At 71.3% G+C, this 23,510-nt stretch carries 19 protein-coding genes; 18 read left to right on the forward strand and 1 reads right to left on the reverse strand.

Annotation, left to right across the window (positions count from 1 at the left end; genetic code table 11):
• Positions 1 to 115 precede the first annotated feature (115 nt).
• The 15 genes from DEJ35_RS15040 (at position 116) to mfd (ending at position 18,311) form a co-directional block, all read left to right on the forward strand.
• Positions 116 to 1,471 carry an ABC transporter substrate-binding protein gene (locus tag DEJ35_RS15040; RefSeq protein ID WP_181435600.1) on the forward strand — a complete coding sequence of 452 codons (1,356 nt, stop codon included), beginning with the start codon at positions 116 to 118 and terminating at the stop codon, positions 1,469 to 1,471.
• Positions 1,471 to 2,493 (forward strand): carbohydrate ABC transporter permease, encoded by a 1,023-nt coding sequence (locus tag DEJ35_RS15045; protein WP_111193064.1) that lies wholly within the window; start codon positions 1,471 to 1,473, stop codon positions 2,491 to 2,493. The genes DEJ35_RS15040 and DEJ35_RS15045 overlap by 1 nt, the downstream gene beginning before the upstream one ends.
• Complete coding sequence (locus DEJ35_RS15050) at positions 2,490 to 3,449, forward strand: carbohydrate ABC transporter permease (protein ID WP_220032947.1); 960 nt, start codon at positions 2,490 to 2,492, stop codon at positions 3,447 to 3,449. Before DEJ35_RS15045 ends, DEJ35_RS15050 begins: the two co-directional genes overlap by 4 nt.
• A gap of 73 nt (positions 3,450 to 3,522) precedes the next feature.
• Complete coding sequence (locus tag DEJ35_RS15055) at positions 3,523 to 4,362, forward strand: sugar phosphate isomerase/epimerase (RefSeq protein WP_111193065.1); 840 nt, start codon at positions 3,523 to 3,525, stop codon at positions 4,360 to 4,362.
• Entirely contained in the window at positions 4,359 to 5,570 is a 1,212-nt protein-coding gene (locus DEJ35_RS15060; protein ID WP_111193066.1) for a Gfo/Idh/MocA family protein, read from the forward strand. The genes DEJ35_RS15055 and DEJ35_RS15060 overlap by 4 nt, the downstream gene beginning before the upstream one ends.
• Positions 5,567 to 6,454: a sugar phosphate isomerase/epimerase gene (locus tag DEJ35_RS15065; RefSeq protein WP_111193067.1), complete on the forward strand. Its 888-nt coding sequence runs from the start codon at positions 5,567 to 5,569 to the stop codon at positions 6,452 to 6,454. The genes DEJ35_RS15060 and DEJ35_RS15065 overlap by 4 nt, the downstream gene beginning before the upstream one ends.
• Positions 6,451 to 7,734 carry a mannitol dehydrogenase family protein gene (locus DEJ35_RS15070; protein ID WP_111193068.1) on the forward strand — a complete coding sequence of 428 codons (1,284 nt, stop codon included), beginning with the start codon at positions 6,451 to 6,453 and terminating at the stop codon, positions 7,732 to 7,734. The genes DEJ35_RS15065 and DEJ35_RS15070 overlap by 4 nt, the downstream gene beginning before the upstream one ends.
• A complete protein-coding gene (manD, locus tag DEJ35_RS15075) occupies positions 7,731 to 9,083 on the forward strand; it encodes a D-mannonate dehydratase ManD (protein ID WP_258378503.1) in 1,353 nt (450 codons plus the stop codon). The genes DEJ35_RS15070 and manD overlap by 4 nt, the downstream gene beginning before the upstream one ends.
• 83 nt (positions 9,084 to 9,166) lie before the next feature.
• On the forward strand, positions 9,167 to 10,093 hold the full coding sequence (locus DEJ35_RS15080) for a hypothetical protein (RefSeq protein ID WP_110860741.1): 927 nt from the start codon (positions 9,167 to 9,169) through the stop codon (positions 10,091 to 10,093).
• 84 nt (positions 10,094 to 10,177) lie between these two features.
• On the forward strand, positions 10,178 to 11,431 hold the full coding sequence (locus DEJ35_RS15085) for a sensor histidine kinase (protein WP_111193069.1): 1,254 nt from the start codon (positions 10,178 to 10,180) through the stop codon (positions 11,429 to 11,431).
• The gene (locus DEJ35_RS15090) at positions 11,428 to 12,084 is read left to right on the forward strand and encodes a response regulator transcription factor (RefSeq protein WP_110860737.1); all 657 of its coding nucleotides are present in this window, start codon (positions 11,428 to 11,430) and stop codon (positions 12,082 to 12,084) included. The genes DEJ35_RS15085 and DEJ35_RS15090 overlap by 4 nt, the downstream gene beginning before the upstream one ends.
• An 8-nt stretch (positions 12,085 to 12,092) precedes the next feature.
• Entirely contained in the window at positions 12,093 to 13,067 is a 975-nt protein-coding gene (locus tag DEJ35_RS15095; protein WP_110860735.1) for a hypothetical protein, read from the forward strand.
• A gap of 328 nt (positions 13,068 to 13,395) precedes the next feature.
• A complete protein-coding gene (locus DEJ35_RS15100) occupies positions 13,396 to 14,019 on the forward strand; it encodes a 50S ribosomal protein L25/general stress protein Ctc (RefSeq protein WP_110860733.1) in 624 nt (207 codons plus the stop codon).
• 29 nt (positions 14,020 to 14,048) lie between these two features.
• Entirely contained in the window at positions 14,049 to 14,633 is a 585-nt protein-coding gene (pth, locus tag DEJ35_RS15105) for an aminoacyl-tRNA hydrolase (protein ID WP_110860731.1), read from the forward strand.
• Between the two features lie 69 nt (positions 14,634 to 14,702).
• Positions 14,703 to 18,311: a transcription-repair coupling factor gene (gene mfd / locus DEJ35_RS15110; RefSeq protein WP_111193070.1), complete on the forward strand. Its 3,609-nt coding sequence runs from the start codon at positions 14,703 to 14,705 to the stop codon at positions 18,309 to 18,311.
• A 93-nt stretch (positions 18,312 to 18,404) separates the two neighbouring features.
• Here the strand turns inward: mfd and nhaA are convergent, their stop codons facing one another.
• Positions 18,405 to 19,583 carry a Na+/H+ antiporter NhaA gene (gene nhaA / locus DEJ35_RS15115; RefSeq protein ID WP_110860727.1) on the reverse strand — a complete coding sequence of 393 codons (1,179 nt, stop codon included), beginning with the start codon at positions 19,581 to 19,583 and terminating at the stop codon, positions 18,405 to 18,407.
• Between the two features lie 90 nt (positions 19,584 to 19,673).
• On the opposite strand from nhaA, the gene DEJ35_RS17390 reads away from it, so the two are divergent.
• From DEJ35_RS17390 to eno, 3 genes are all read left to right on the forward strand, one after another.
• Positions 19,674 to 20,399: a MazG family protein gene (locus tag DEJ35_RS17390; RefSeq protein ID WP_181435601.1), complete on the forward strand. Its 726-nt coding sequence runs from the start codon at positions 19,674 to 19,676 to the stop codon at positions 20,397 to 20,399.
• A 285-nt stretch (positions 20,400 to 20,684) separates the two neighbouring features.
• Entirely contained in the window at positions 20,685 to 21,929 is a 1,245-nt protein-coding gene (hisS, locus tag DEJ35_RS15125; RefSeq protein WP_111090671.1) for a histidine--tRNA ligase, read from the forward strand.
• A 123-nt stretch (positions 21,930 to 22,052) separates the two neighbouring features.
• Positions 22,053 to 23,336 carry a phosphopyruvate hydratase gene (gene eno / locus DEJ35_RS15130; RefSeq protein ID WP_027464494.1) on the forward strand — a complete coding sequence of 428 codons (1,284 nt, stop codon included), beginning with the start codon at positions 22,053 to 22,055 and terminating at the stop codon, positions 23,334 to 23,336.
• The last annotated feature ends 174 nt before the right edge of the window (positions 23,337 to 23,510 follow it).

Here is a 23,510-nt window from a genome sequence, read left to right on the forward strand (position 1 = left end):
CGAACGTATTCGCGTCTGGCAACAAGTGGCAACCGGTTGCCGCATGTTGCCAACGGCGGAACAGTGGTGCCACCGAGCAGCGCCGCTCGGAGGAGGTCTCGAGGAGGAAACCCCCGTGAAGACGCGAAGACTGCAAGTCCGCACCCTCGTCGGTGCCGTCGCCGTGGTCGCCCTCGCCGCACTGTCCCTGCAGGGATGTGCCGTGGTGAACGGCAGCGGCGACGACCCGAACACCCTCCGCGTGATGATGGGCGCGGACACCACCTACCCCAAGGAACGCAAGCAGTGGCAGCGGGACACCGCCGCCGAGTTCAAGCGCACGACCGGTGCCGACATCCAGTGGGAGACCTACTCGTCCGCGCAGGAGGAGTTGACCGCGATCCAGACGAGCGTCATCTCCGGGCAGGGCCCCGACGTCTACGCGATCGGCACCACCTTCACCCCGACCGCGTACGCCACCGGTGCGTTCGTCGAGATGGGCACGAAGGAGTGGGACGCGATCGGCGGCAAGGACCAGTTCGACCCCGCGTCGTTCGGCATCTCCGGTCCGAGTGCGTCGAAGCAGATCGGGATCCCGTTCGCCAGCCGTCCGTTCGTGATGGCGGTGAACAAGGACCTGCTCGCGAAGGCCGGCATCACCGACATGCCGACGACGTGGGACGAGCTGACCGCCGACGCGAAGGCCACCACGGGTGACGGACGCCACGGCATGGCGATCGCCTACGCCGACGGCTTCGACCCCTGGAAGTTCGTGTGGGGGATGGCCCAGAACGCCGGCAACACGATCGTCGACGGCTCGAAGGCCGAGATCGACAGCGAGGCCGTCGAGAACGCCTACCGCACCTACTTCGACTGGGTGACGAAGGACGGTGTCGTCGACCCGGCCGCGATCGGCTGGAACAACGCCCAGGCCCTCGCGCAGTTCACCGAGGGCAAGGCAGCGTTCTTCCCGATGACGACCACCACCGCCATCAACTCGTTCCAGGACACCAAGGTCGACGGGAAGTACGAGTTCGCCCTGCTGCCGACCGTCCCGCCGGGTGCGACGGAACGGCCGTCCGACGGCATCGAGGCCGCCAGCATCCTGTCCGGCGACAACTGGGTCGTCGCCGACTACGGCACCAAGCAGGAGCTGTCGTTCGCGTTCGTCGAGCAGCTCAGCGCGCCGGAGGCCCAGCTCGAGTACTACGACCTGTTCGGCAACCTGCCGACCAACGCGTCGGCCGCCGCCGACCTGGCGGCCGACAACCCGCAGCTCAAGCCGATCATCGACGCCGGCCGCCTGTCCAAGCCGACCGCGTTCACCGGCGCCTGGTCGGACATCCAGCTCGCCCTGGTCGACGTGGTCGTGCAGTCGATCCCGTCGCTGAAGTCCGGCGAGGTCACCGACGACCAGCTCCGCAAGCGACTGCAGGACGCCCAGAAGGACGCCCAGGCCACCCTCGACCGTCAGAAGAACGGAGGTCTGTGATGACCAGCACGCAGACCAGGCCCCGCACCGACGCGGCGCCCCCTCGGCCGGTCCGTCCCGCCGGCAAGACGCCCCTCTACAAACGGGGGCGTCCACTGTGGATGCTCCTGCCCGGCGGCGTCCTCATGCTCGCCGTCATCGTGGTGCCGCTCCTGGTGGGCTTCTGGATCGCGATGCTCGACCTCGACCAGTACACGCTCCGCCAGTGGTTCAGCGCCCCGTTCGTCGGGCTGGCCAACTTCACCGAGGCGTTCACGAACTCGCCGCTGCTGCACTCCATCTGGATCTCGGTGTCGTTGTCGGTGCTCGTCACGGCCGTGACCGTGCCGATCGGGGTCGCCGCCGCGATCTCGACGCAGAACCGGTTCCCCGGTCGCGGGCTCGTCCGTTCGATCTACCTGATCCCGTACGTGCTCCCCGCGTTCGTCGTCGGCACGTTCTTCCGCACGATGCTCCAGCCGCAGGGGGTCGTGAACTCGATCCTGCACACCGACGTGCTGTGGCTGAACGGCTCCGCGTCGTACTGGGCGCTCGCCGGCGTGATGATCTGGACGAGCTGGCCCTTCGTCTACCTGCTGTCCCTGGCGGGGCTGCAGGCCGTGGACAACGAGGTGCACGAGGCCGCCGCGCTCGACGGGGTGACCTGGTGGGCGAAGCTGCGGTACATCATCTTCCCGTACCTGCGCGGACCCCTCAGCCTCGCGGTGATCATCTCGATCCTGCACAACATCAACAACTTCACGCTGCCGTTCGTGCTGTTCGGCATCCCGCTGCCGTCCAGCGTCGAGGTGATGCCCGTCCTGACGTACATCGCGAGCTTCCAGTCGTTCCGCTTCGGCCTGTCCGCGGCGATGGCGATCTGCTCGCTCGTGATCGTCGCGATCCCGCTGTTCGTCTACCTGCGGGCGGTCAAGCTCGACACCGGTGACGACGCCGGCCCCAACCGGAAGCAGCGTCGCGCCGACCGCGCCACGCTCGCTGCCGCCCCGACCGCCGCCGACATCGACGGAGCACGCGCATGACCACCCCGAGCACGTCCTTCAGCACCCGCACGCGCCCCACGGCGACGCTCACCGAGAGCATCACGACCGGCAACGGCGGGCGACGGAGCAAGCGCCCCTACGACACCGACGTCACCCGGTTGCTGCCGCGCTGGCTGCTCGTCACCGTCATCGCGGTGATCATCGCGTTCATCGCCGTCCCTGTGCTCTACATCCTGTTCGGCTCCGTCAACTCCGACGTCGCCGTCGCCCGTGGCGAGTACTTCCCGTCCGAGTTCACCCTGTCGAACTACGTCGAGATCTGGTCCACCGTCGCCCTCGGCGAGGGACTGGTGAACTCGATGCTCACCGCCGGTGCCGTCGCCGTCGCGAGTGCCGCACTCGCCGTGTCGACGGCCTACGTGCTCGTTCGGTTCCGGTTCCTCGGGCGGCTGACCATCCTGCGTGGGCTCCTCGCCCTGCAGTCGATCCCCGGCACGCTCCTGCTCCTGCCGGTCTTCGTGGTGTTCTCGAACATCGCCAGCGCCACCGGCGTGCAGATCATCGGCACCCGCTGGGGCCTGTTCGTCACCTACCTGACCTTCGCCCTGCCGTTCTCGACGTGGGTGATGGTCACCTACCTGCGCGGTCTGCCGAAGGAACTCGAGGAAGCGGCACGCATCGACGGCGCCAGCTCGACGAAGATCCTGACGAAGATCGTGCTCCCGCTGTCGTGGCCCGGCATCGTCGTGTCCGCGATCTTCGCCTTCCTGCTCGGCTGGAACGACGTCCTGTTCTCAACGATCATGACGACCCCGAACACCCGGACGGTCGCCGTGGTCCTGCAGGTGCTCGGCACCACCCAAGAGGGCGGCGCGGTCCCGATCTACGGCCAGATGATGGCCGCCTCGATCGTCTGCGCCGTCCCCGTCGTCGCCCTTTACCTGATCTTCCAGCGCTACCTGGTCGGCGGGCTCACCGCCGGCTCCGTCAAGTAGGCCGCAACCCAGAACCGGACTGGAGGCCCGTGGCGGCCCCGCCACGCGCCTCCCGTCCGAACGAAAGGACACCATGACCGACCAGCCCAGTTGGGAACTCTCCGGTTTCGGCGACGAGATCGACGCCGACCCGGTCGTCCAGGTCGCGGTCCTCCAGGCGCTCGGTGCGAGCGCCATCGAGGTCCGCAGCGCCTGGGGCGTCAACGTCGTCGACCTCGACGAGGACCAGCTCGCCGGACTCCACCGGCTGCTCGACGAGCGCGGGCAGACCGTGTCCGCGATCGCCTCGCCGATCGGCAAGGTGCCCGTCGACGAACCGGTCGAGCACGAGGTGTCACGACTCGCCCGTGCGATCCGCGCCGCGCACGCCCTCGGCACGACGAACATCCGGATCTTCTCGTTCTACTTCGAGGGCCGCACACCCGACGACGTCCGCGACGACGTCCTCGTCCGGATGCGGGCACTGGCCGACCTCGCCGAGCGCGAAGGGGTGACCCTGCTGCACGAGAACGAGAAGGACATCTACGGCGACGTCCCCGCGCGGGTGCTCGACATCGTCGAGAGCGTCGGTTCGTCCGCGCTCCGCCTGGCCTGGGACAACGCGAACTACGTGCAGTGCGGCGTCCGGCCCTTCTCCGACGGGTGGGAGCAGCTCGCCCCGTACGTCGACTACCTGCAGGTCAAGGACGCCCTCGCCGCCGACTCGTCGGTGGTGCCGGCGGGCGAGGGCGACGGCGAACTGCTCCAGACCCTCACCGCGCTCCGCGACGCCGGCTACTCCGGGTACGCCTCGCTCGAGCCGCACCTCAGCGACTTCACCTCCCTCGGCGGGTTCTCCGGCCCCGCGGCCTTCGGTCGTGCCGGACGGGCCTTCCGCACCCTCACCGACCAGATCGGAGTCACCCTGCGATGACCGAACCCACCAACCCGCTCCGCCTGGCCGTCGTCGGCGCCGGTGTCATCGGACGCCACCACGCCACCGTCGCCGTGCACCACCCCGACCTGCAGGTCGTCGCCCTCGTCGACGCCGTGCCCGAAGCCGCCACGAGCGCGGCGGAGGCGGTACAGGAGCTGGGTGCCGCCCGCCCGATCACGACGTCCACCATCGAGGAGGCGATCGAACAGACCGACATCGACGTCGTCGCGATCTGCTCGCCCTCGGGCATGCACGTGCAGCTGGCCGAGGCCGCCCTGGCCGCCGGCAAGCACGTCGTCATCGAGAAGCCGCTCGACACCACGATGCCCCGGGCCCGGCAGATCGCGGCGCTCGCCGCAGCCGCTCGCGACCGTGGGCTCGTCACGAGCGTCATCAGCCAGCACCGCTTCGACCCGGCGTCGGCAGCCGTCGCCCGGGCCGCGCACGACGGCGGGTTCGGCACCGTGACCTCGGGGCTCGCGAGTGTCGCCTGGTACCGGTCGCAGGGGTACTACGACTCCGGTGACTGGCGCGGCACCTGGGCGCTCGACGGCGGCGGCGCGGTGATGAACCAGGGCGTGCACACCGTCGACCTGCTCGTCTGGGCGCTCGGCCGTCCGGTCGAGATCTCGGCCCAGACCGGCCTGCTCGCGCACGACCGCATCGAGGTCGAGGACACCGCCGTCGCCACCGTCCGTTTCGCCGGCGGAGCGCTCGGGGTCGTCCACTGCACGACCGCGGCGTACCCGGGGCTCTCCGCCCGGTACGCCGTGTACGGCACGCACGGCTCCGCCATCGTCGACGACGACCGGCTCGCGTACTTCCACATCGCCCCCGACACCGCCACGCTCGAGTCCGCCGCGACGACGTCGAACGCCACCGCGGTCGCCGGCGCGGTCGACCAGAAGGACCAGGTCGTCCCGCCCGAGCACGTCGTCGGCGGCCCGGCTGAACCCGACCACTTCGCCGCGGGGCACGCTCGGCAGTACACGGACATCGTCGACGCGATCCGGCAGGGACGCGAACCGGGTGTCACCGTCCACGCGGCCCTGGTCTCGCTCGCCACCGTCCGCGGGCTCTATGTCAGCGCGACGCTCGGGCAACCCGTGCGCATCGACGACGTGATCGAGGGGAAGTACGACGACGTGGTGCCGGTCGTCGGCGCACCCGCAACCGCCACCGCGACCGAAGGAGCAGTCCGATGAAGTTCTCCGTGTTCACCGCCTCCACCCCAGACTGGACCCCGTCCGTGGCCGCCGAGACCCTGGCCGCGCAGGGCTGGGACGGCATCGAGTGGCGCATCGTCGACGACCGCCCGGCCGACGGCGCCGAGGTCCCCGCCGAGCGGACGTTCTGGGCGGGCAACGACTCGACGTGGCAGTACACCGGCATCCGCGACCGGGTCGGCGAGATCGCCCGGGTCACCGACGCCGCAGGGCTCGAGTACTCGGGCATCGGTGGCTACCAGCCGGCCGCCGACCACGACGGCGTCGAGACGATGCTGCGGGTGACCAGCGAACTGGGTGCCCGGCAGGTCCGCGTCACGATGCCGAACTACCGAGCCGAGAAGGAACGCACCGGCGAGACCTACCCCCGGCTCTTCGACCGCACCCGCACCGACCTCGAGTGGGCGGCGGACCGCGCGGCCGAACTCGGCGTCAAGGTGTTGGTCGAGCTTCACCACATGACCATCACACCGTCGGCCTCCGCAGCACTGCGGTTGATCGACGGTCTCGACCCCGCACACGTCGGGGTGATCCACGACCTCGGCAACCTCGTGATCGAGGGTGACGAGGACCACCTCGCCGCGTTCGAACTGCTCGGGCCGTACCTGGCACACGCCCACGTGAAGAACGCCCGCTGGGTCGACACCGGCGACACCCGTGCCGACGGCAGTTCGATCTGGCAGCACGAGTGGGCGCCCCTGCGCACCGGCCGGGCATCGGTCTCCGAGTACCTCGACGCGCTCCGCCAGGTGGGCTACGACGGGTGGGTCACGATCGAGGACTTCTCCACCGACCTGCCGCTCGAGGCCCGCACCGCCGACAACCTGGCGTACCTCCGCTCCCTCGTGCCGGTGACCGCATGACGGAGCGCCGACCGGGCATCGTGCACGTCGGGGTCGGGGCCTTCGCGCGCGCCCACCTCGCCTGGTACACCGCCCACACCACGGGGGAGCCGTGGGGCATCACCGCCTTCACCGGCCGCTCGCCCGCGGCGGCGGACGCGTTGGCCGCGCAGGACTGCCGGTACACGCTGGTCACCCGAGCCGCGTCCGGCGACGGAGCCGAGGTGGTCGACACGATCGTCGCCGCCCACCCGGGCAGCGACGACACGGCCTGGAGGCACCTGGTCGCGTCCCCCGAGACGACCATCGTCACGCTGACGGTCACCGAGCAGGGCTACCGGCCCGCTTCCGACGTGCCGGCGCGGTTGGTGGCGGGGCTCGACGCCCGCCGTGCCGCCGGCTCCGGGCGCATCGCGCTGGTCAGTCTCGACAACCTGACGCACAACGGGGAGGTCCTGCGCGGTGCCGTGCTCGACGCCGTCGCCGACGACGACCTGCGCGACTGGATCGAGGCGAACGTCGCGTTCCCGAGCTCGATGGTCGACCGGATCACCCCCGCGACCACCGACGCCGACGTCGCGCACCTGTCGGAACTGCCGGGTGCGCTCGCCGGAGACCGGGTCCCCGTCGTCACCGAGCCGTTCGCCGAGTGGGTGCTCGAGGACGCCTTCGCGGGGATCGACCGACCCGCGTGGCAGACGGCCGGCGTCCGGATCGTCGACGACGTCACCCCGTACGAGCAGCGGAAGCTCTGGCTGCTGAACGGCTCGCACTCGCTCCTCGCCTACCTGGGGTTGCAGCTCGGCCACGACACCGTGGCCTCGGCGATGGACGACCCGGTCTGCCGCACCGCCGTCGAGCAGCTCTGGGACGAAGCCGCGCTCGAGCTCCCGCTGCCCGACGCCGAGGTCACCGACGCCCGCGCGGCCCTGGTCGAGCGGTTCGCCAACCCGCGCATCCGGCACACCCTGCGGCAGATCGCGTCCGGCGGCTCGCAGAAGCTGCCCGTCCGGGTCGTCGACGTCGTGCGGCACCGGCTCGCCCGCGACCCCTCGGCCGGCATCGGCACCGGAGCGGCCACCGCCCTCGCCGCGTGGTGGTTGCACGTCACCGAGCAGTCCGACCTGGTGGACGACCCCGGTGCCCCCGGGCCAGACTCGGATGTGCACGACGTCCTGGCCGTCGTCGCACCCGAACTCGACACCACCCCCGTGGTCGCCGCCGTGACGGCGGCGGCCGACGCCATCCGCACCGCCGCGGCACGCGCCCGCGAACACTCCAACGGAGGAGTCCACGCATGACCGACACGAACACCACGAACCCCGCGGCCCCGGTCCCCGGCGCCGCCGACAGCGGGCCGGCCGACACCACCGCCGGCCGTGCGGACACCTGGGCCTCGGCGGACCGCGGGCAGCTGATCGAGCGGGCCGAGGTCATCGTGACCAGTCCGAACCGGAACTTCGTGACGCTCAAGCTCACCACGGCCGACGGCGTCACCGGGCTCGGTGACGCCACCCTGAACGGCCGTGAGCTCGCGGTCTCCGCCTACCTGTCCGAGCACGTCGTCCCGCTGCTCGTCGGCCGTGACGCCAGCCGCATCGAGGACGCCTGGCAGTTCCTGTACCGGTCGTCGTACTGGCGCCGTGGTCCGGTCACCATGGCCGCGATCGCCGCCGTCGACATGGCCCTCTGGGACATCAAGGCGAAGGTCGCCGGCATGCCGCTGTACCAGCTGCTCGGCGGGGCATCGCGCACCGGGCTCATGGCGTACGGCCACGCCTCGGGCAAGGAGCTGCCCGAGCTGTTCGACTCCATCCGCGAACACCAGGAAGAGGGCTACCGCTCGATCCGGGTGCAGACCGGTGTCCCCGGCCTCGAGTCCATCTACGGCATCGCGTCGAACAGGACCACCGAGGGCAACGCCGGCGTCCGCTACGACTTCGAGCCCGCCCAGCGCGGTGCGTACCCGGCGATGGAGGACTGGGACACCCGCGCCTACCTGCGCCACGTGCCCACCGTGTTCGAGGCCGTCCGCAACGAGTTCGGCCCCGAACTGCCGCTGCTGCACGACGGCCACCACCGGATGACCCCGCTGCAGGCCGCCAAGCTCGGCAAGTCCCTCGAGCCCTACGACCTGTTCTGGCTCGAGGACTGCACCCCCGCCGAGAACCAGGAGGCCCTGAAGCTCGTGAGGCAGCACACCACGACGCCGCTGGCGATCGGCGAGGTCTTCAACACCATCTGGGACTTCAAGGACATCATCCGCGACCAGCTCATCGACTACGTCCGCGGTGCCGTGACACACATGGGCGGCGTCACCCCGCTCAAGAAGACGATGGAGTACGCGGCGCTCTACCAGGTCAAGTCCGGGTTCCACGGACCGACCGACATCTCCCCGGTGGGCCTCGCCGCGCAGATGCACCTCGGGCTCGCGATCCACAACTTCGGCATCCAGGAGTACATGCAGCACGGCCCGCAGACCAACCAGGTGTTCCACCAGACGTTCACGTTCACCGACGGCTACCTGCACCCGGGTGACGAGCCGGGCCTCGGGGTCAGCCTCGACGTCGACGAAGCCGGCAAGTACCCCTACGAGCAGGCGTACCTGCCGTTCAACCGCCTGGCCGACGGCACCGTCCACGACTGGTAGCGGCGGGCAGGCCATCCGGCGGGCAGGTCACCCGGCGGGCAGGTCGTCCGGCGGGCAGGGTGCTGAGCGGGCACAGTGGTGACATGGAGTTCGCGGACGTCGCCAGGGAGCTGCTGCTCGTCGCGCCGCAGGACTTCGTCGCCGAGCGCACCGCACGAGCGCGCGCGGTGCGGAAGGACGACCGTGCCCTCGCCACGGCGATCGGGAAGCTCCGGAAGCCCGCCCCGGCGGCCTGGGTGATCGACCTGCTCGCCCGCGACGGCGCCCTCGACGACGCCGTCGACCTCGGACCGGCGCTCCGCAAGGCCCAGGCCGACGCCGACCCCGACGCGATCCGGACCCTCCGTCGGCAGCGCGCCGAGGTCGTCGACGCCCTCGCGCAGGCCGGTGCGGACCTGGCGTCCGACGCCGGACACCCCGTCACCCCGGCGGTGCTCGAGCAGGTCCGGTCGACGATCGAGGCGGCGATGGCGGACCCGCACGCCGGCGCGGCCGTCCGGTCGGGGCTGCTCGTGACGGCGCTCGAGAGCGTGGGGTTCGACGCGGTCGACCTCGATGGGGCGCTCGCGGATCCGGACGCGGTCCCCGATGCCTGGTCCGGCAGCGATGCCCCACCCATCCCCATCTCCCAGGCGAGGGGTGCGCGGAAGGCGAGCCGTGCCTCCAGGCCCGCGCAGCGCGACGCCCCGGAGCCGGACGCCGAACCCGATACCGATCCCGATCCCGAACCGGAACCGAAGCGCGACCCGGCCGCCGACCGGAAGGCCGCGCGCCAGGCCGAGACCGCAGCGCGCACGGAGTCCCGCGACGCCGACGCAGCACTCGACACCGCCGAGGCCGATCTCGAACAGGCGGAGGAGCGCCGCGCGGAGCTCCAGCGTGCCCTCGAGCAGGCCGAGGCCGAGATCACCCGGCTCGAGGCAGCCCGCGACGAGGCCGAGGCGGCGAGCGACCGGGCGCGAGACGTCCTCCGCGCCGCGCAGGAGCACCGTCGGAAGGTCGGTCGCTGAGCCGTCCGGTCGGACCTCATCACCTCGGATGAAAAGCTGCCGCACGGCTCGGTCCCCGTCCGGCGCGGCCCATACGCTCGCGTCATGACCTCCCTCCTCCGCCGGTACCGGCACCTGCTGGCCCCCGCCGCCGGCGCCGTGTACCTCGTGCTCTGGATCGTCGCCGAGGCCGGACGTGCGGGGCTCGCCGACCACGTCGTGGTGGTGTCGGCCCTCGCCGTCGCCATCGGCCTCTCCGCGTGGATGCCCGCGACCGCGCTCGGACTGGTCGTCGGCATCCCGCTCCTGCAGGCGGCCCGGCTGCTGACCCGGCCGACCGACACGACCTGGCCGGAGTACCTGGCGATCGCGATCGTCGTCGGCGTCGTCGGCGCCGGTCGGTCCGACCTGCTTCGCTACCTGGCGGTCCCCGTGCTCCTGCTCGCGAGTGCGGCGGCCGCCTGGGCGATGGCGGTCCCGACCGCTGCCGACCAGGACGTCTGGGGCAGCTGGGTGGGGAACTCCGGCGGGACCCGGTCCGACCTCGTCACGATCACCTTCGCGTTCGTCGGGGTCAGCGGTGTCACCTGGGCGGTCGGTGTGGCCATCGGTGCCGCGTGGCGGATCGGCCTCGCCCGGGTCCGGGTGATCGAGGCGCAACGCCGCACCGAGGTGACCACGACCGAGCTCCGGGCCGAGCAGGAACGCGCACGGATCGCCCGCGACGTGCACGACTCGCTCGCCCACTCACTGGCGGTCGTCGTGTCCCAGGCCCAGGGTGCCGCGGCCATCGCCGTGCGGGACGAACACGCCGCCCGGGCGCTGCAGGACATCGCCGACGTGAGCCGCTCGGCACTGGGTGACGTCCGGGCGCTGGTGGAACGCATCCAGGCGAGTGACGACGCCGACCGCCACGGGCTGCCCGACGTCCCCGACCTGGTCGAGGACATGCGGGAGCTCGGGATGACCGCGACGTTCGAGGAGTACGGCGCCGGGCTCCTGCCCGCGGGCAGTGCCAGTGCGCTGCACCGGATCGTGCAGGAGAGCCTGACGAACGTGCTGAAGCACCAGGGGCGGACAGCGACGGCCCGGGTGGCGCTCGACTGGCGCGGTCCGGGGCTGGGCGTCGTCGTGACGTCACGGGGGAGTGAACCCCTCGTCGAGCTCGACGGTGTCGGGTCCGGTGTCGCCGGGATGCAGGAGCGTGCCCGACTGTCCGGCGGCTGGCTGCGTGCCGGTGTCGGCGACACCCCGGACGAGTGGGTCGTCACCGCGTGGCTGCCGACGACCGTCGCCGTGCCGACCACGGCGACGGCCGACACCGACAACGACCCCGTCCTGCCGGAGCACGTCCGATGAGCGCCGTCCGCGTCGCCGTCGTCGACGATCAGCGACTGTTCGCCACCGGGATGCAGATGCTCGTCGATGCCCAGGACGACATGACCTGTGTCGGGGCCGCCGGCGACGGTGCCGCCGCCCTTGAGCTCTGCGCCGCCGAACACCCCGACGTACTGCTGCTCGACCTGCGGATGCCGGTCATGAACGGCATCGAGACCCTGACGCGTCTCGTCGCCTCGACCCAGGACCGGCCACGGGTCGTCGCGCTCACGACCATCCGCCGCGACGATGCCGTGCTCGCCGCACTCCGCGCCGGCGCCGCCGCGTTCCTGACGAAGGACGCCCTGCCCGAGGTCGTCATCGCGACCATCCGCGACGTGCACGCCGGCCGACCGGCTCCGACCGAAGCCGAGGCGCTCGACCTGCTGCGCGCGCAGGGCACCCCGGCCGTGACCGACCGACGCGACGAGGTCCTCGACGCGCTGACGGCCCGCGAGCGCGAGGTATTCCTGCTCGTCGCGAAGGGGCTGAGCAACGCGGAGATCGCCGAGTCGGTCTTCCTGAGCGACGCCACCGTGAAGACCCACGTCCGCGCCGTCCTGACGAAGCTCGGACTCCGGAACCGGATCCAGGTCGTCATCACCGCACACGAACGCGGCCTCGTCCGCGCCTAGGGGGAACCATGCAGATCACGAACCGCGTCGCGAAGACCGGCACCCTCGTCGTCGTCCTCGCCGGGCTGGCCGCCGCCGTCGTCCACGGCCTGCCCGAACGCGCCGACGTCGCGGTCGCACCCACCGTCGAACAGGACAGCACGGCGTGGGCGATGCCGCTCGACGCCTTCGTCGCACCGGCCTCGTCGAAGACCGCGTACGCGGAGGACCTCGTGGCCCAGCCCTGCCTGCGGAAGGCCGGCATCGACGACCCGGCTCCCTGGGCGACCGCGACCGGGCTGCAGGCCGACGACGACGCGGCCGACACCGCCGCTCGGGCGAACCCCTCACCCGCACTCGCGACCACCCGGCCCCTCACCGCGGCGCTCGCCGAGACCCGCGGTTACCACGGGCCGTCCGCCGCCGGTGCGAACCACGAGGGCATGCGGCAGTGGGGGTACGACCCGGACCGCCAGGCCGCGTTCGCCGCGCTCCCGGACGACGTGGCCGCCCGCTGCTGGAACGCAGCCCGGAAGACCCTCGGCACCACGCTCCGTGGCACCGAGCAGACCGCATCCGAACTGGCCCAGCGCCTGACGTACCTGGCGGCGCTGGACGCACGCCAGGACGACCCGGTCCGCACGGCCGCGGCCGGGTGGCGCACCTGCATGGCGCCGTCCGGTGTGCCGGACCTGCCGGCGGGTCCGGAGGGCATGCCGACCCCCTCGATGCACGTCAGCGCCCGTGACGGCGACCGGGTCGTCCTGTTCTCGGACGATCCGGGGAAGGCCGAGGTCGCCGTCGCCGAACGGGACGTCGCGTGCCAGGAGTCATCCGGCTACCGCGGCGCGCTGTACGCGGCGGAGTGGGAACGGCTGCTGCACGTCACCGCGACCGACGCGGCCGCGCTCCGGAAGGGCTCGACGCGGCAGCCGCAGGTGGACGCCCGCCTCGACCGCGTGATCGCGCGGCTCGCCCCGGCGGCACCGACGGACGTCGACTGACCCGGCGTTCGCGGGGAGCGGTCCTGGGGGGAGCGCCCCGCGCCCGCCGCGTGGGGACGACGGACGGGAGGCCCGTGGCGGGACGGCCACGGGCCTCCCGTCCGTCCCGGCGCACGTCCGGATCGTGACGTGCGACACGCCCGGACGGTGCTGCTAGACTCGGTGACTGACTTCGGCGAGGGCTGCGCACGCGCGGCCGTGATCGACGCGGTGGGATACCCGGCAAGACCCTGGGATCGTTCCTCACGCGTGCACGCGTTCGAGTTGCAACACCACAGACCCCCACGATGCCGGCACTCCGGCGTCGTCCACGACACCAGGAGGCACCATGGCCGACTACACCAAGCTCGCAGCGGAAGTCCGCACCAAGTTCGGCAAGGGCGCTGCTCGCAAGCTCCGCGCGGCCGACAAGATCCCCGCGGTCGTCTACGGTCACGGCACCGAGCCGATGCACATCTCGCTGCCCGGTCACGAGACCATGCTGCTCGTCCGTACCGCCAACGCGGTCGTCGACCTCGACATCGAGGGTGCTGCGCAGCTCGCCCTCGTCAAGGACGTCCAGCGTGACCCGGTGCGCCAGATCATCGAGCACATCGACCTCGTGGTCCTCCGCCGCGGCGAGAAGGTCACGGTCGACGTGCCCGTCGTCATCGAGGGCGAGTCCTTCTCCGGCACCATCCACGTGCAGGACCTCAACACGATCTCGCTGCTCGTGCTCGCCACCGACATCCCGGAGCACGTCTCCGTGAACGTCGAGGGCCTCGAGGACGGCGTGCAGATCCACGCCTCGCAGCTCGAGCTCCCCGAGGGCGCCGAGCTCGAGACCGACCCCGAGGCGCTCGTCGTCGCGATCGTCACCCCGCGTGGCACCGCTGACGACGACGCCGCGGACGAGGCCTCGGCCGAGGCCGGCGCCGAGTCGGGTGCCGAGGGCTCCGCGGACTCCGAGTAACACCCCTTCGAAGACATCTGGTCGACGCTGTGACGGATCACATCCTCGTCGTGGTCGGGCTCGGGAACCCCGGGCCCGACTACGCCGGCAACCGCCACAACGTCGGCCAGATGGTCCTCGACGAACTCGCCTCCCGCATGGGAGCGACGTTCAAGAAGCACAAGACGCCGAACCAGGTCGCCGAGGGGCGCCTGGTGCCCGGCGGCACACGACTCGTGCTGGCGAAGCCCGGGTCGTTCATGAACACCTCGGGCGGACCGGTCTCCTCGGTGCTCGGGTTCTACAGCGCCACCCCGGCCGACCTCGTCGTCGTGCACGACGAGCTCGACCTGCCGTTCGACACCGTCCGCCTGAAGGGCAACGGCGGCCACGGCGGGCACAACGGGCTGCGCGACATCATCAAGGCCACCGGCACGAACGAGTTCATGCGCGTCCGGGTCGGCATCGGACGTCCGCCCGGTCGGCAGGACCCGGCCGACTACGTGCTGCGTGACTTCTCCGCAGCCGAGAAGAAGACGCTGCCGATCCTGCTGGCCGACGCCGCCGACGCGGTACAGGCGATCGCCGAGGTCGGGCTGCTCGCCGCACAGCAGCGCGTGCACGCTCCGTCCTGAGCACTCGGCGCTGTTCGCCCGTCGCGCACGCCGCGGCCGGTGTCGGTGGCGGCCGGTACCATCTCCTGAGTGACGATCTCGGGCATCATCCCTGCGCTCTCGCGCGCCTCCGCCTTCGATCGCGTGCTGCGCGCCGCACCGCGCGACGCCGACTTCTCCGTCGTGGACGGCCTGCGCGTGCCGCTGCTCGGCGCGCTGCTCGCCGAGCGCAACGGTCCGCAGTGCGTCCTCGTCATCACGGCGACCGGGCGTGAGGCCGAGGCGGTCCGCGAAGCGTTCGGCAGCTACGTCCCCGACGCCGACGTGCTCGAGTTCCCGGCGTGGGAGACCCTGCCCCACGAACGCCTCAGCCCGAGTGCCCAGACCGTCGGCAGGCGCATCGCGACGCTCCGGAAGCTCGCTGCGTGGCAGGCGGCGGACCCGGCCGAGCGGCGCCAGACCATCGTCGTCGCGAGCGTCCGCGCCGCGTTGCAGCCGATCGCGAGCAACCTGACGTCCCTGGCGCCCGTGGTGCTGCGGACCGACTCGCGGGGCAACGACCTGGCGGCGATCGCGTCCCAGCTGGTGGACCTCGCCTACTCGCGCGTCGACCTCGTCACCCGCCGTGGTGAGTTCGCGGTCCGCGGTGGCATCCTCGACGTCTTCCCACCGACGGCCGACCACCCGGCACGCATCGACTTCTTCGGCGACGAGATCGAGGCGATCAAGGCGTTCTCCGTCGCCGACCAGCGCACCACCGAGGACGACCTCGGGTCGGTCGAGCTCACCGCCTCGCGCGAACTCCTGCTCAGCGACGACGTCCGGCAACGGGCGCGCGAGATGCTGCACGAGTTCCCGAACCTGTCGCAGATGCTCGCGAAGATCGCCGAGGGCATCCCGGTCGAGGGCATGGAGTCCCTCGCTCCGGCGCTCGTGCAGGACCTCGTGCCGATGACCTCCTACCTGCCGGACGACGCCACCATCGCGGTGTTCTCGCCCGAGCGGGTGAACGGCCGCGCGAACAGCCTCGCCGAGACGAACACCGAGTTCCTGCAGGCGGCCTGGAGCGCAGCGGTCGCCGGCGCCCAGGCCCCGATCGACCTGGACGCCGGCAACTTCCTGACCGTGCAGCAGCTCAAGAACACCCGCGGGCAGCGCACCTGGTGGACGGTGTCGCCGTTCGACTCCGGCCTCGACGAAGGGGACACCGAGCGTGTCCTCACCGACGCCGAGGCCGCTGCCGAGGCCGGCGAGTACATCCGCGTCCGGGCCGAGGCCGTCCCGAGCTTCGCCGGCAGCGCCGACGGGGCGATCGCGCACGTCAAGTCGCTGACCGACGACGGGTGGGCCGTCGTGGTGACCGCGCAGGGCCAGGGCCTCGTCGAGCGTGCGGTGCAGGTGCTCGCCGACGCCGGGGTCGCCGCCCGTGCCGATGCCGTGACCGCGCCGCCCGAGCCCGGCGTCGCCGTCGTGACGACCGCGACCGTCGAGCACGGCTTCGCGATCCCCGACCCCCGCATCGCGGTCCTGAGCGAGGCGGAGTTCTACGGCCGCAGCGTCCAGCAGGGTGCCCGCACCGTCAAGAAGCTCGCGAGCCGGCGCAAGAACGTCGTCGACCCGCTGCAGCTCAAGCCGGGCGACGTCGTCGTGCACGCGACCCACGGCATCGGCAAGTTCGTCGAGCTCGTCAGCCGCGAGGTCTCCAGCGGCGGCCGCAATGCCGTCAAGACGCAGCGTGAGTACCTCGTGCTCGAGTACGCGCCGTCGAAGCGCAACTACCCGGGTGACAAGCTCTTCGTGCCGACCGACCAGCTCGACCAGCTGTCGCGGTACGTCGGCGGCGAGTCCCCGACGCTGTCGAAGATGGGCGGCTCGGATTGGTCCGCCGCCAAGTCGAAGGCTCGCAAGGCCGTCCGCGACATCGCCGTCGACCTGGTCAAGCTGTACTCGGCGCGCATGGCGTCGAAGGGGCATGCGTTCGGTCCGGACACCCCGTGGCAGCGCGAGCTGGAAGAGGCGTTCCCGTTCGCCGAGACCGCCGACCAGCTCACCACGATCGACGAGATCAAGCGCGACATGGAACGCCCGATCCCGATGGACCGCCTGCTCTCCGGCGACGTCGGCTACGGCAAGACCGAGGTCGCGATCCGTGCCGCGTTCAAGGCCGTGCAGGACGGCAAGCAGGTCGTCATGCTCGTCCCGACGACCCTGCTCGTCCGCCAGCACATGGAGACGTTCCAGGAGCGCTTCGCCGGGTTCCCCGTGCACCTGCGCGCCCTGAGCCGGTTCCAGACCGAGAAGGAGTCGAAGGAGACCATCGCCGGGCTCGCCGACGGCACGGTCGACATCGTCATCGCGACCCACCGGATCCTGTCGCAGGGCATCACCTTCAAGGACGTCGGACTCGTCATCATCGACGAGGAACAGCGGTTCGGCGTCGAGCACAAGGACCAGCTCAAGAAGTTCAAGACGAACGTCGACGTCCTGGCGATGTCGGCGACCCCGATCCCGCGCTCGCTCGAGATGGCGGTCACCGGCATCCGCGAGATGTCGACCCTGGCCACCCCGCCCGAGGACCGCCACCCGATCCTGACCTTCGTCGGGCCGCAGTCCGACCTGCAGGTGGCGGCGGCGATCCGCCGTGAGCTGCTGCGCGAGGGCCAGGTGTTCTACGTGCACAACCGCGTGAAGGACATCCAGTCGGTGGCCGCGCACCTGGCCGAGATCGTGCCGGACGCCCGCATCGCCGTGGCCCACGGGCAGATGTCGGAGACCACCCTCGAGCAGGTCATGGTCGACTTCTGGGAGCGCCGCTTCGACGTCCTCGTCTCGACGACGATCATCGAGACGGGCCTGGACATCGCGAACGCGAACACGCTCATCATCGACAAGGCGGACAAGTACGGCCTGTCGCAGCTGCACCAGCTGCGCGGTCGAGTCGGCCGTGGGCGGGAGCGCGGGTACGCGTACTTCCTCTACGACTCCGACAAGCCGCTGTCCGAGACCGCCCAGGACCGCCTCGAGACCATCGCCGCGAACAACGAGCTCGGCGCGGGCATGCAGGTCGCCATGAAGGACCTCGAGATCCGCGGGGCCGGCAACCTGCTCGGCGGGGAGCAGTCCGGCCACATCGCGGGGGTCGGGTTCGACCTGTACCTGCGGATGATCGGCGAGGCGGTGTCGCAGTTCCGTGGCGACGTGGCCGAGGGGCAGACCGAGCTCCGGCTCGAGATCCCCGTCGACGCGCACATCCCCGAGGACTACGTCGAGTCCGAGCGACTCCGGCTCGAGGCGTACCAGAAGCTCTCGGCGGCCTCGGCCCCGACGGCGCAGCCGAACGCGATCGACATGGTGCTCGACGAGCTCACCGACCGCTACGGGCAGCCGCCGCAGGCCGTGCAGACCCTGGTCGAGGTCTCCCGCCTCCGTCGCATGGCGCAGCAGGTCGGCCTGTCCGACGTCGTGGTGATGGGCTCGAACCTGCGGGTCGCCGGCAAGGAGCTCGCCGACTCGTCGCAGGTGCGGCTCAAGCGCATGTTCCCGGGGGCGCGCTGGTTCCCGCAGCAGAACGCGACGAGCATCCCGATGCCGCGTCCGCACGACCAGGCGCTGCCGGACGACGCCCTCATCCAGTGGGTGGAGAGCATCCTCACCGCCGTGTACGGGGCGACGACCCCGGCCGAGGCGCCGGCCGCGTAGCCGTCCACGGCGCGCACGCCGTTCGCGACGATCCACGCGTCGAACGACGCGCGCTCTGTCGCGGAACGAGTGCAAACCCCGGCCCGCGAGTCGCTACTCGGTGTCCTCGGCCTCGGACAGCTCGCGGCGCGCGCGGTACGCCCGCGCCCGCAGGGTGACGACGACCGCCGACGCGACGATGGCGATGCCCGAGCCGACGAGCACGGCGAGGACGCCCTCGTCGAGGATCTCCTCGTTGCGGGCGAACGCCAGCTCGTTCATCAGCAGCGACACCGTGAACCCGATGCCGCCGAGCACGCCGACGGTGATGATCGAGAAGAACGACAGCGACGAGCGGCCGGGCGAGCGGAAGATCCGCGTGGCGATCGTGCCGAACAGCGTGATGCCGATCACCTTGCCGACCGGCAGTGCGAGGACGACCGCCCAGAACGTGGGGGAGAGCTCGCTGATGCCGACCGAGGGGATGATGACGGCGGCCGACGCGAACGCGAACACCGGCAGCACGATGGCGTTCGACCACGGCTCGACGTTCTCGTGCAGGGTGTGGCCCGGGCGGCGGGGCAGCACGAGCCCGAAGGCGACGCCGGCGATCGTGGCGTGCACACCGGAGTGGTAGACGAGCCACCAGGTCAGGAGCCCGACCACGACCATCGCCACGATGATGAGCGTCTGCCCGCTGCGCCCCGGACGGAGCATCCGGCCGAGCAGCCAGAACGCCGCGAGGGTGACGACAGCGCCCGCGAGGGCCAGGAAGTCGGTGTCGTGGGCGAACACCACGGCGATGATGATGATCGCGATGAGGTCGTCGAGCACGGCCAGCGCGAGCAGGAACACCCGGATGCCGCTCGGCAGCCCGCGACCGAACATGGCGAGCACCCCGAGCGCGAACGCGATGTCGGTCGCCGTCGGGATCGGCCAACCGTGCGTGTACTGCGTGCCCGCGGTGACGAGCAGGAAGATGCCGGCCGGGACGAGCACGCCGCCGACTGCCGCGATGGCGGGGATGATCGCGGTCTTGGGGTTCGACAGCTCGCCGTCGACGAGTTCCTGCTTCAGCTCGATCGCGACGAGCAGGAAGAAGACCGCGAGCAGACCGTCGCTGATCCAGTGCGCGATCGACAGGTCGAGGCCGAGGGCACCGAGCGGCAGGTGCGCGTCGAGCAGCCGTTCGAGGCCGGGGCCGACCGGCGAGTTCGCCACGACCAGGCCGAGCACGGCGGCGGCGAGGAGCGCGATGGCGCTGAAGCGGGGGGAGCGGACGAGGGACGACATGGATCTCCGTCTCGAGGGGTCGGGTGAGTGTCCGTCGACCAGACTTCCCGACACACCACGGCCAGTCTACGCGGGTGGCACGATGACCAGATGACCGCCGTACCGGACCTCGTGACCGTCGTCGACCGCCTGCTCGCCGAGGACGGCGGGTGCGTCTGGAACCGGGCGCAGACCCACGCCTCGCTCGCGCGCTACGCCGTCGAGGAGTCGTACGAACTCGTCGACGCCATCGACGACGGCGACCCGGACGACGTCCGCGAGGAACTCGGCGACCTGCTCTACCAGGTGGTCCTGCACGCGGGGATCGCCGCCCGCGCGGGGGAGTTCACCCTCGAGGACGTCGCCGCCGGGGTGCGGGACAAGATGACCAGGCGGCACCCGCACGTGTTCGGTGACGAGACGGCGGACACCGTCGAGGACGTCGTGCGGGTCTGGCGTGCGGCCAAGGCGGCCGAGAAGGCGAGCCGACGGAGTGCGTTCGACGGGGTGCCGCGGGCGATGCCGCCGCTGGAGCGCGCGGTGAAGCTACTGGAACGCCTGGAGGAACGTGGGGATGCCGACGCGGTCGTCGCGTCCGTCGTCGGGGCCGGGGCCGGGGCCGGGTCCGGCTCCGGCGTCGGTTCCGGCGTCGGCCTGGAGGCCCGTGGTGCGTCCGCCGCGCCGGCGGCGGACGACGGCGTGGGGACGGTCGACGCTGAGTGGGGGCGAGCGGTGCTCGGGGAGGTCGCGGCTGCGGCACGACGCGGGGTGGACCCGGTCGCGAGTCTGCGGGCCGCCGTGTCGGCGCTGGAGGAGGCCGGTCGGGCCGTGGAGTGATCCCTGGTGCGCGACGTCGGTCCGGGCTCGGAGAATCCGGGCAGGGGAGAACGGGCGCCCTCCCAACCCGAAAAAGAGAGGACGCCCGTGAGCGGGCGTCGGCTCCACCAGGGAGAGGGGCCGACAGGGAAGCCCGCTCGAACCGCGGGACGCACTGCAGCACGTCGCCCCGCGAACGGTCCGGAGCGTGGATCAGGCACGCTCTGGACCGAGGTTCTGCATGCAGTATGCCAGTAGGTCGGCAGGCGCGCAAGTCGAAAGCGCCCGTCTGCCAGAATTGACCGCATGGCAACGACCGTGACGGCACCCCGTGGCATGCGTGACTTCCTCCCGGCGGACAAGGCCCGGCGCGAGCACGTGCTCGGTGTCGTGCGGGACGTCTACTCGCGGCACGGTTTCGACGAGATCGAGACCCCGGTGGTGGAGGACGCTGCGCGGCTGCACTCCGGGCTCGGCGGCGACAACGAGAAGCTGGCGTTCGCGGTGATGAAGCGCGGGCTCACCACGGAGGACCTGCGGGCAGCCGAAGCACCGCTGGACCTCGCCGACCTCGGTCTCCGGTTCGACCTGACGGTCCCGCTGGCCCGGTTCTACGCCTCGCACCGTGCGGAGCTGCCGTCGGTGTTCCGATCCGTGCAGATCGCGCCGGTCTGGCGTGCCGAGCGCCCGCAGAAGGGCCGCTACCGCCAGTTCGTGCAGTGCGACATCGACATCCTGGGGGAGCCCGGGCAGCTCGCCGAGATCGAGCTCATCCGCGCGACGACCGCGGCCCTCGACGCCCTCGGGGTCAGCGGCACGACGATCCGGATCAACGACCGCCGGATCCTGCTGGCGCTCCTCGCGTCGTGGGGGATCACCGAGCCGGCCGCCGCCGACCGCGCGCTCATCACGATCGACAAGCTCGACAAGATCGGTGCGGACGGCGTCGCGGCGGAACTCCGCAGCACCGTGGGCGCCGACCTGCCCGGGCTCGAGGACACCATCCGCGCGCTCGAGGCCGCCGACTGGGCGTCGGTCGAGGGGGCGCCGTGGCTCGACGCCGAGGCCTTCGCCGACCTGCTCCGCCTGCGCGAGGCGCTGCCCGGGGTCGACCTGCGCTTCGACCCGACGCTCGTGCGGGGCATGGGCTACTACACGGGCACGATCTTCGAGGTCGCGCACCCCGACTTCGGCTACAGCCTCGGTGGCGGCGGCCGGTACGACGGGATGATCGGCCGGTTCCTCGGGCAGGACGTCCCCGCGGTCGGGTTCTCGCTCGGGTTCGAGCGGCTCGTCGACCTCGTGACCCTCCCGGACTCCGCCGAAGCCGACGCCGTCGTGCTCGTGTACGACAAGGACGTCGACCCGGTCCGGCTCGCCGCGCTGAAGACCGAGGCGCTGGCGTCCCACCGACGCGTCCGGCTCGAGCGCCGCACGAAGAACACGAAGAACCTGCTCGCCGGCCTCGCCGCCCAGGGCTTCACGGCGTTCGCGACCGTCTCGGCGGACACCGCGTCGCTCGAGGGCGTCGAGTTCCGCCCGCTCGACTGAGCACCCAGTCCTCGTTCCAGCACGGACTGGTCCACAGCCCGGCGTCACGGCCGACGTCGTGTTCACCTCCGCTCGCTAGGATCGACACCGCAATCACCACAACCAATGTGTAGGGAGTACCCCGTGGCCCTGATCGATGCCGTAGGCGCACGCGAAGTCCTCGATTCCCGAGGCAACCCGACAGTCGAGGTCGAGGTCCTCCTCGACGACGGCGTCGTGTCCCGCGCGCTCGTCCCGTCCGGTGCATCCACCGGCGCGTTCGAGGCGTACGAGCTGCGCGACGGCGACGCCTCGCGCTACGGCGGCAAGGGCGTGCTCAAGGCCGTCGACGCCGTCCTCGACGAGATCGGCCCGGCGCTCGAGGGCTTCGACGCCACCGACCAGCGCCTCGTCGACGCCGCGCTCATCGAGCTCGACGGCACCGAGAACAAGTCCCGCCTCGGCGCGAACGCGATCCTCGGTGCCTCGCTCGCCGTCGCCCGTGCCGCAGCCGACTCGGTCGACCTGCCGCTCTTCCGCTACCTGGGCGGCCCGAACGCGCACACGCTGCCCGTCCCGCTGATGAACGTCGTCAACGGTGGTGCCCACGCGGACACCAACGTCGACATCCAGGAATTCTTCCTGGTGCCCTACGGCGCCGAGTCCTTCTCCGAGGCACTCCGCTGGGGCGTCGAGACCTACCACGCCCTCAAGGGCGAGCTGAAGAAGCAGGGCCTGGCCACCGGCCTCGGCGACGAGGGCGGCTTCGCGCCGGAGCTCGCGTCGAACCGCGCGGCGCTCGACTTCCTGCTCACCGCGATCGAGAAGGCCGGCTACACGCCCGGCAAGGACATCGCCGTCGGCCTCGACGTCGCGTCCACCGAGTTCTTCTCGGACGGCAAGTACCAGTTCGAGGGCAAGCAGCTCTCGAGCCAGGAGTTCACCTCCTACTTCGCCGAGCTCGTCGCGAACTACCCCCTCGTCACCATCGAGGACCCGCTGGCCGAGGACGACTGGGAAGGCTGGTCGCACCTGACCGCCGAGCTCGGCGACAAGGTCCAGATCGTCGGCGACGACCTGTTCGTCACCAACCCGAAGCGGCTGCAGCGGGGCATCGACGAGAAGGCCGCGAACTCGATCCTCGTCAAGGTCAACCAGATCGGCACGCTCACCGAGACGCTCGACGCGGTCTCGCTCGCGCACCGTCACGGCCTGACCTCGATCCTGTCGCACCGCTCCGGCGAGACCGAGGACACCACGATCGCGGACATCGCGGTCGCGGTCGACGGTGGCCAGATCAAGACCGGCGCCCCGGCCCGCTCGGACCGCGTCGCGAAGTACAACCAGCTGCTCCGCATCGAGGAAGAGCTCGGCGACGCCGCGGTGTACGCCGGTCGCTCGGCCTTCCCGCGCGCCGCGTCGCTGTAGCCGGCCCGTCCAGCAGTACCCGCACCACCGAGACGCCGTCCTCCTCCGCGAGGACGGCGTCTCGTCGTGTGTGCGGCCCCGAAGAGTCGAGCGGTCAGGACGTGCCGCGCGCGCTGCGTCGAGTGGTCACGAGTTGTCGGCTGGCCCGGGCCTGACCGACAGGACGCGACCACC

Origin of the sequence: Curtobacterium sp. MCPF17_051, from assembly GCF_003234595.1 — a bacterium.
GTDB classification, from domain to species: domain Bacteria; phylum Actinomycetota; class Actinomycetes; order Actinomycetales; family Microbacteriaceae; genus Curtobacterium; species Curtobacterium flaccumfaciens.

Excerpts from the sequence above, each read along its gene's own strand:
- nhaA (WP_110860727.1), bottom strand. The coding sequence starts at position 19,583 with ATGTCGTCCCTCGTCCGCTCCCCCCGCTTCAGCGCCATCGCGCTCCTC.
- hisS (WP_111090671.1), top strand. The coding sequence starts at position 20,685 with ATGGCAACGACCGTGACGGCACCCCGTGGCATGCGTGACTTCCTCCCG.
- DEJ35_RS15065 (WP_111193067.1), top strand. The coding sequence starts at position 5,567 with ATGAAGTTCTCCGTGTTCACCGCCTCCACCCCAGACTGGACCCCGTCC.
- DEJ35_RS15090 (WP_110860737.1), top strand. The coding sequence starts at position 11,428 with ATGAGCGCCGTCCGCGTCGCCGTCGTCGACGATCAGCGACTGTTCGCC.
- manD (WP_258378503.1), top strand. The coding sequence starts at position 7,731 with ATGACCGACACGAACACCACGAACCCCGCGGCCCCGGTCCCCGGCGCC.
- DEJ35_RS17390 (WP_181435601.1), top strand. The coding sequence starts at position 19,674 with ATGACCGCCGTACCGGACCTCGTGACCGTCGTCGACCGCCTGCTCGCC.
- DEJ35_RS15070 (WP_111193068.1), top strand. The coding sequence starts at position 6,451 with ATGACGGAGCGCCGACCGGGCATCGTGCACGTCGGGGTCGGGGCCTTC.
- DEJ35_RS15080 (WP_110860741.1), top strand. The coding sequence starts at position 9,167 with ATGGAGTTCGCGGACGTCGCCAGGGAGCTGCTGCTCGTCGCGCCGCAG.
- DEJ35_RS15100 (WP_110860733.1), top strand. The coding sequence starts at position 13,396 with ATGGCCGACTACACCAAGCTCGCAGCGGAAGTCCGCACCAAGTTCGGC.
- DEJ35_RS15085 (WP_111193069.1), top strand. The coding sequence starts at position 10,178 with ATGACCTCCCTCCTCCGCCGGTACCGGCACCTGCTGGCCCCCGCCGCC.
- DEJ35_RS15055 (WP_111193065.1), top strand. The coding sequence starts at position 3,523 with ATGACCGACCAGCCCAGTTGGGAACTCTCCGGTTTCGGCGACGAGATC.
- DEJ35_RS15060 (WP_111193066.1), top strand. The coding sequence starts at position 4,359 with ATGACCGAACCCACCAACCCGCTCCGCCTGGCCGTCGTCGGCGCCGGT.
- DEJ35_RS15095 (WP_110860735.1), top strand. The coding sequence starts at position 12,093 with ATGCAGATCACGAACCGCGTCGCGAAGACCGGCACCCTCGTCGTCGTC.
- DEJ35_RS15050 (WP_220032947.1), top strand. The coding sequence starts at position 2,490 with ATGACCACCCCGAGCACGTCCTTCAGCACCCGCACGCGCCCCACGGCG.
- DEJ35_RS15045 (WP_111193064.1), top strand. The coding sequence starts at position 1,471 with ATGACCAGCACGCAGACCAGGCCCCGCACCGACGCGGCGCCCCCTCGG.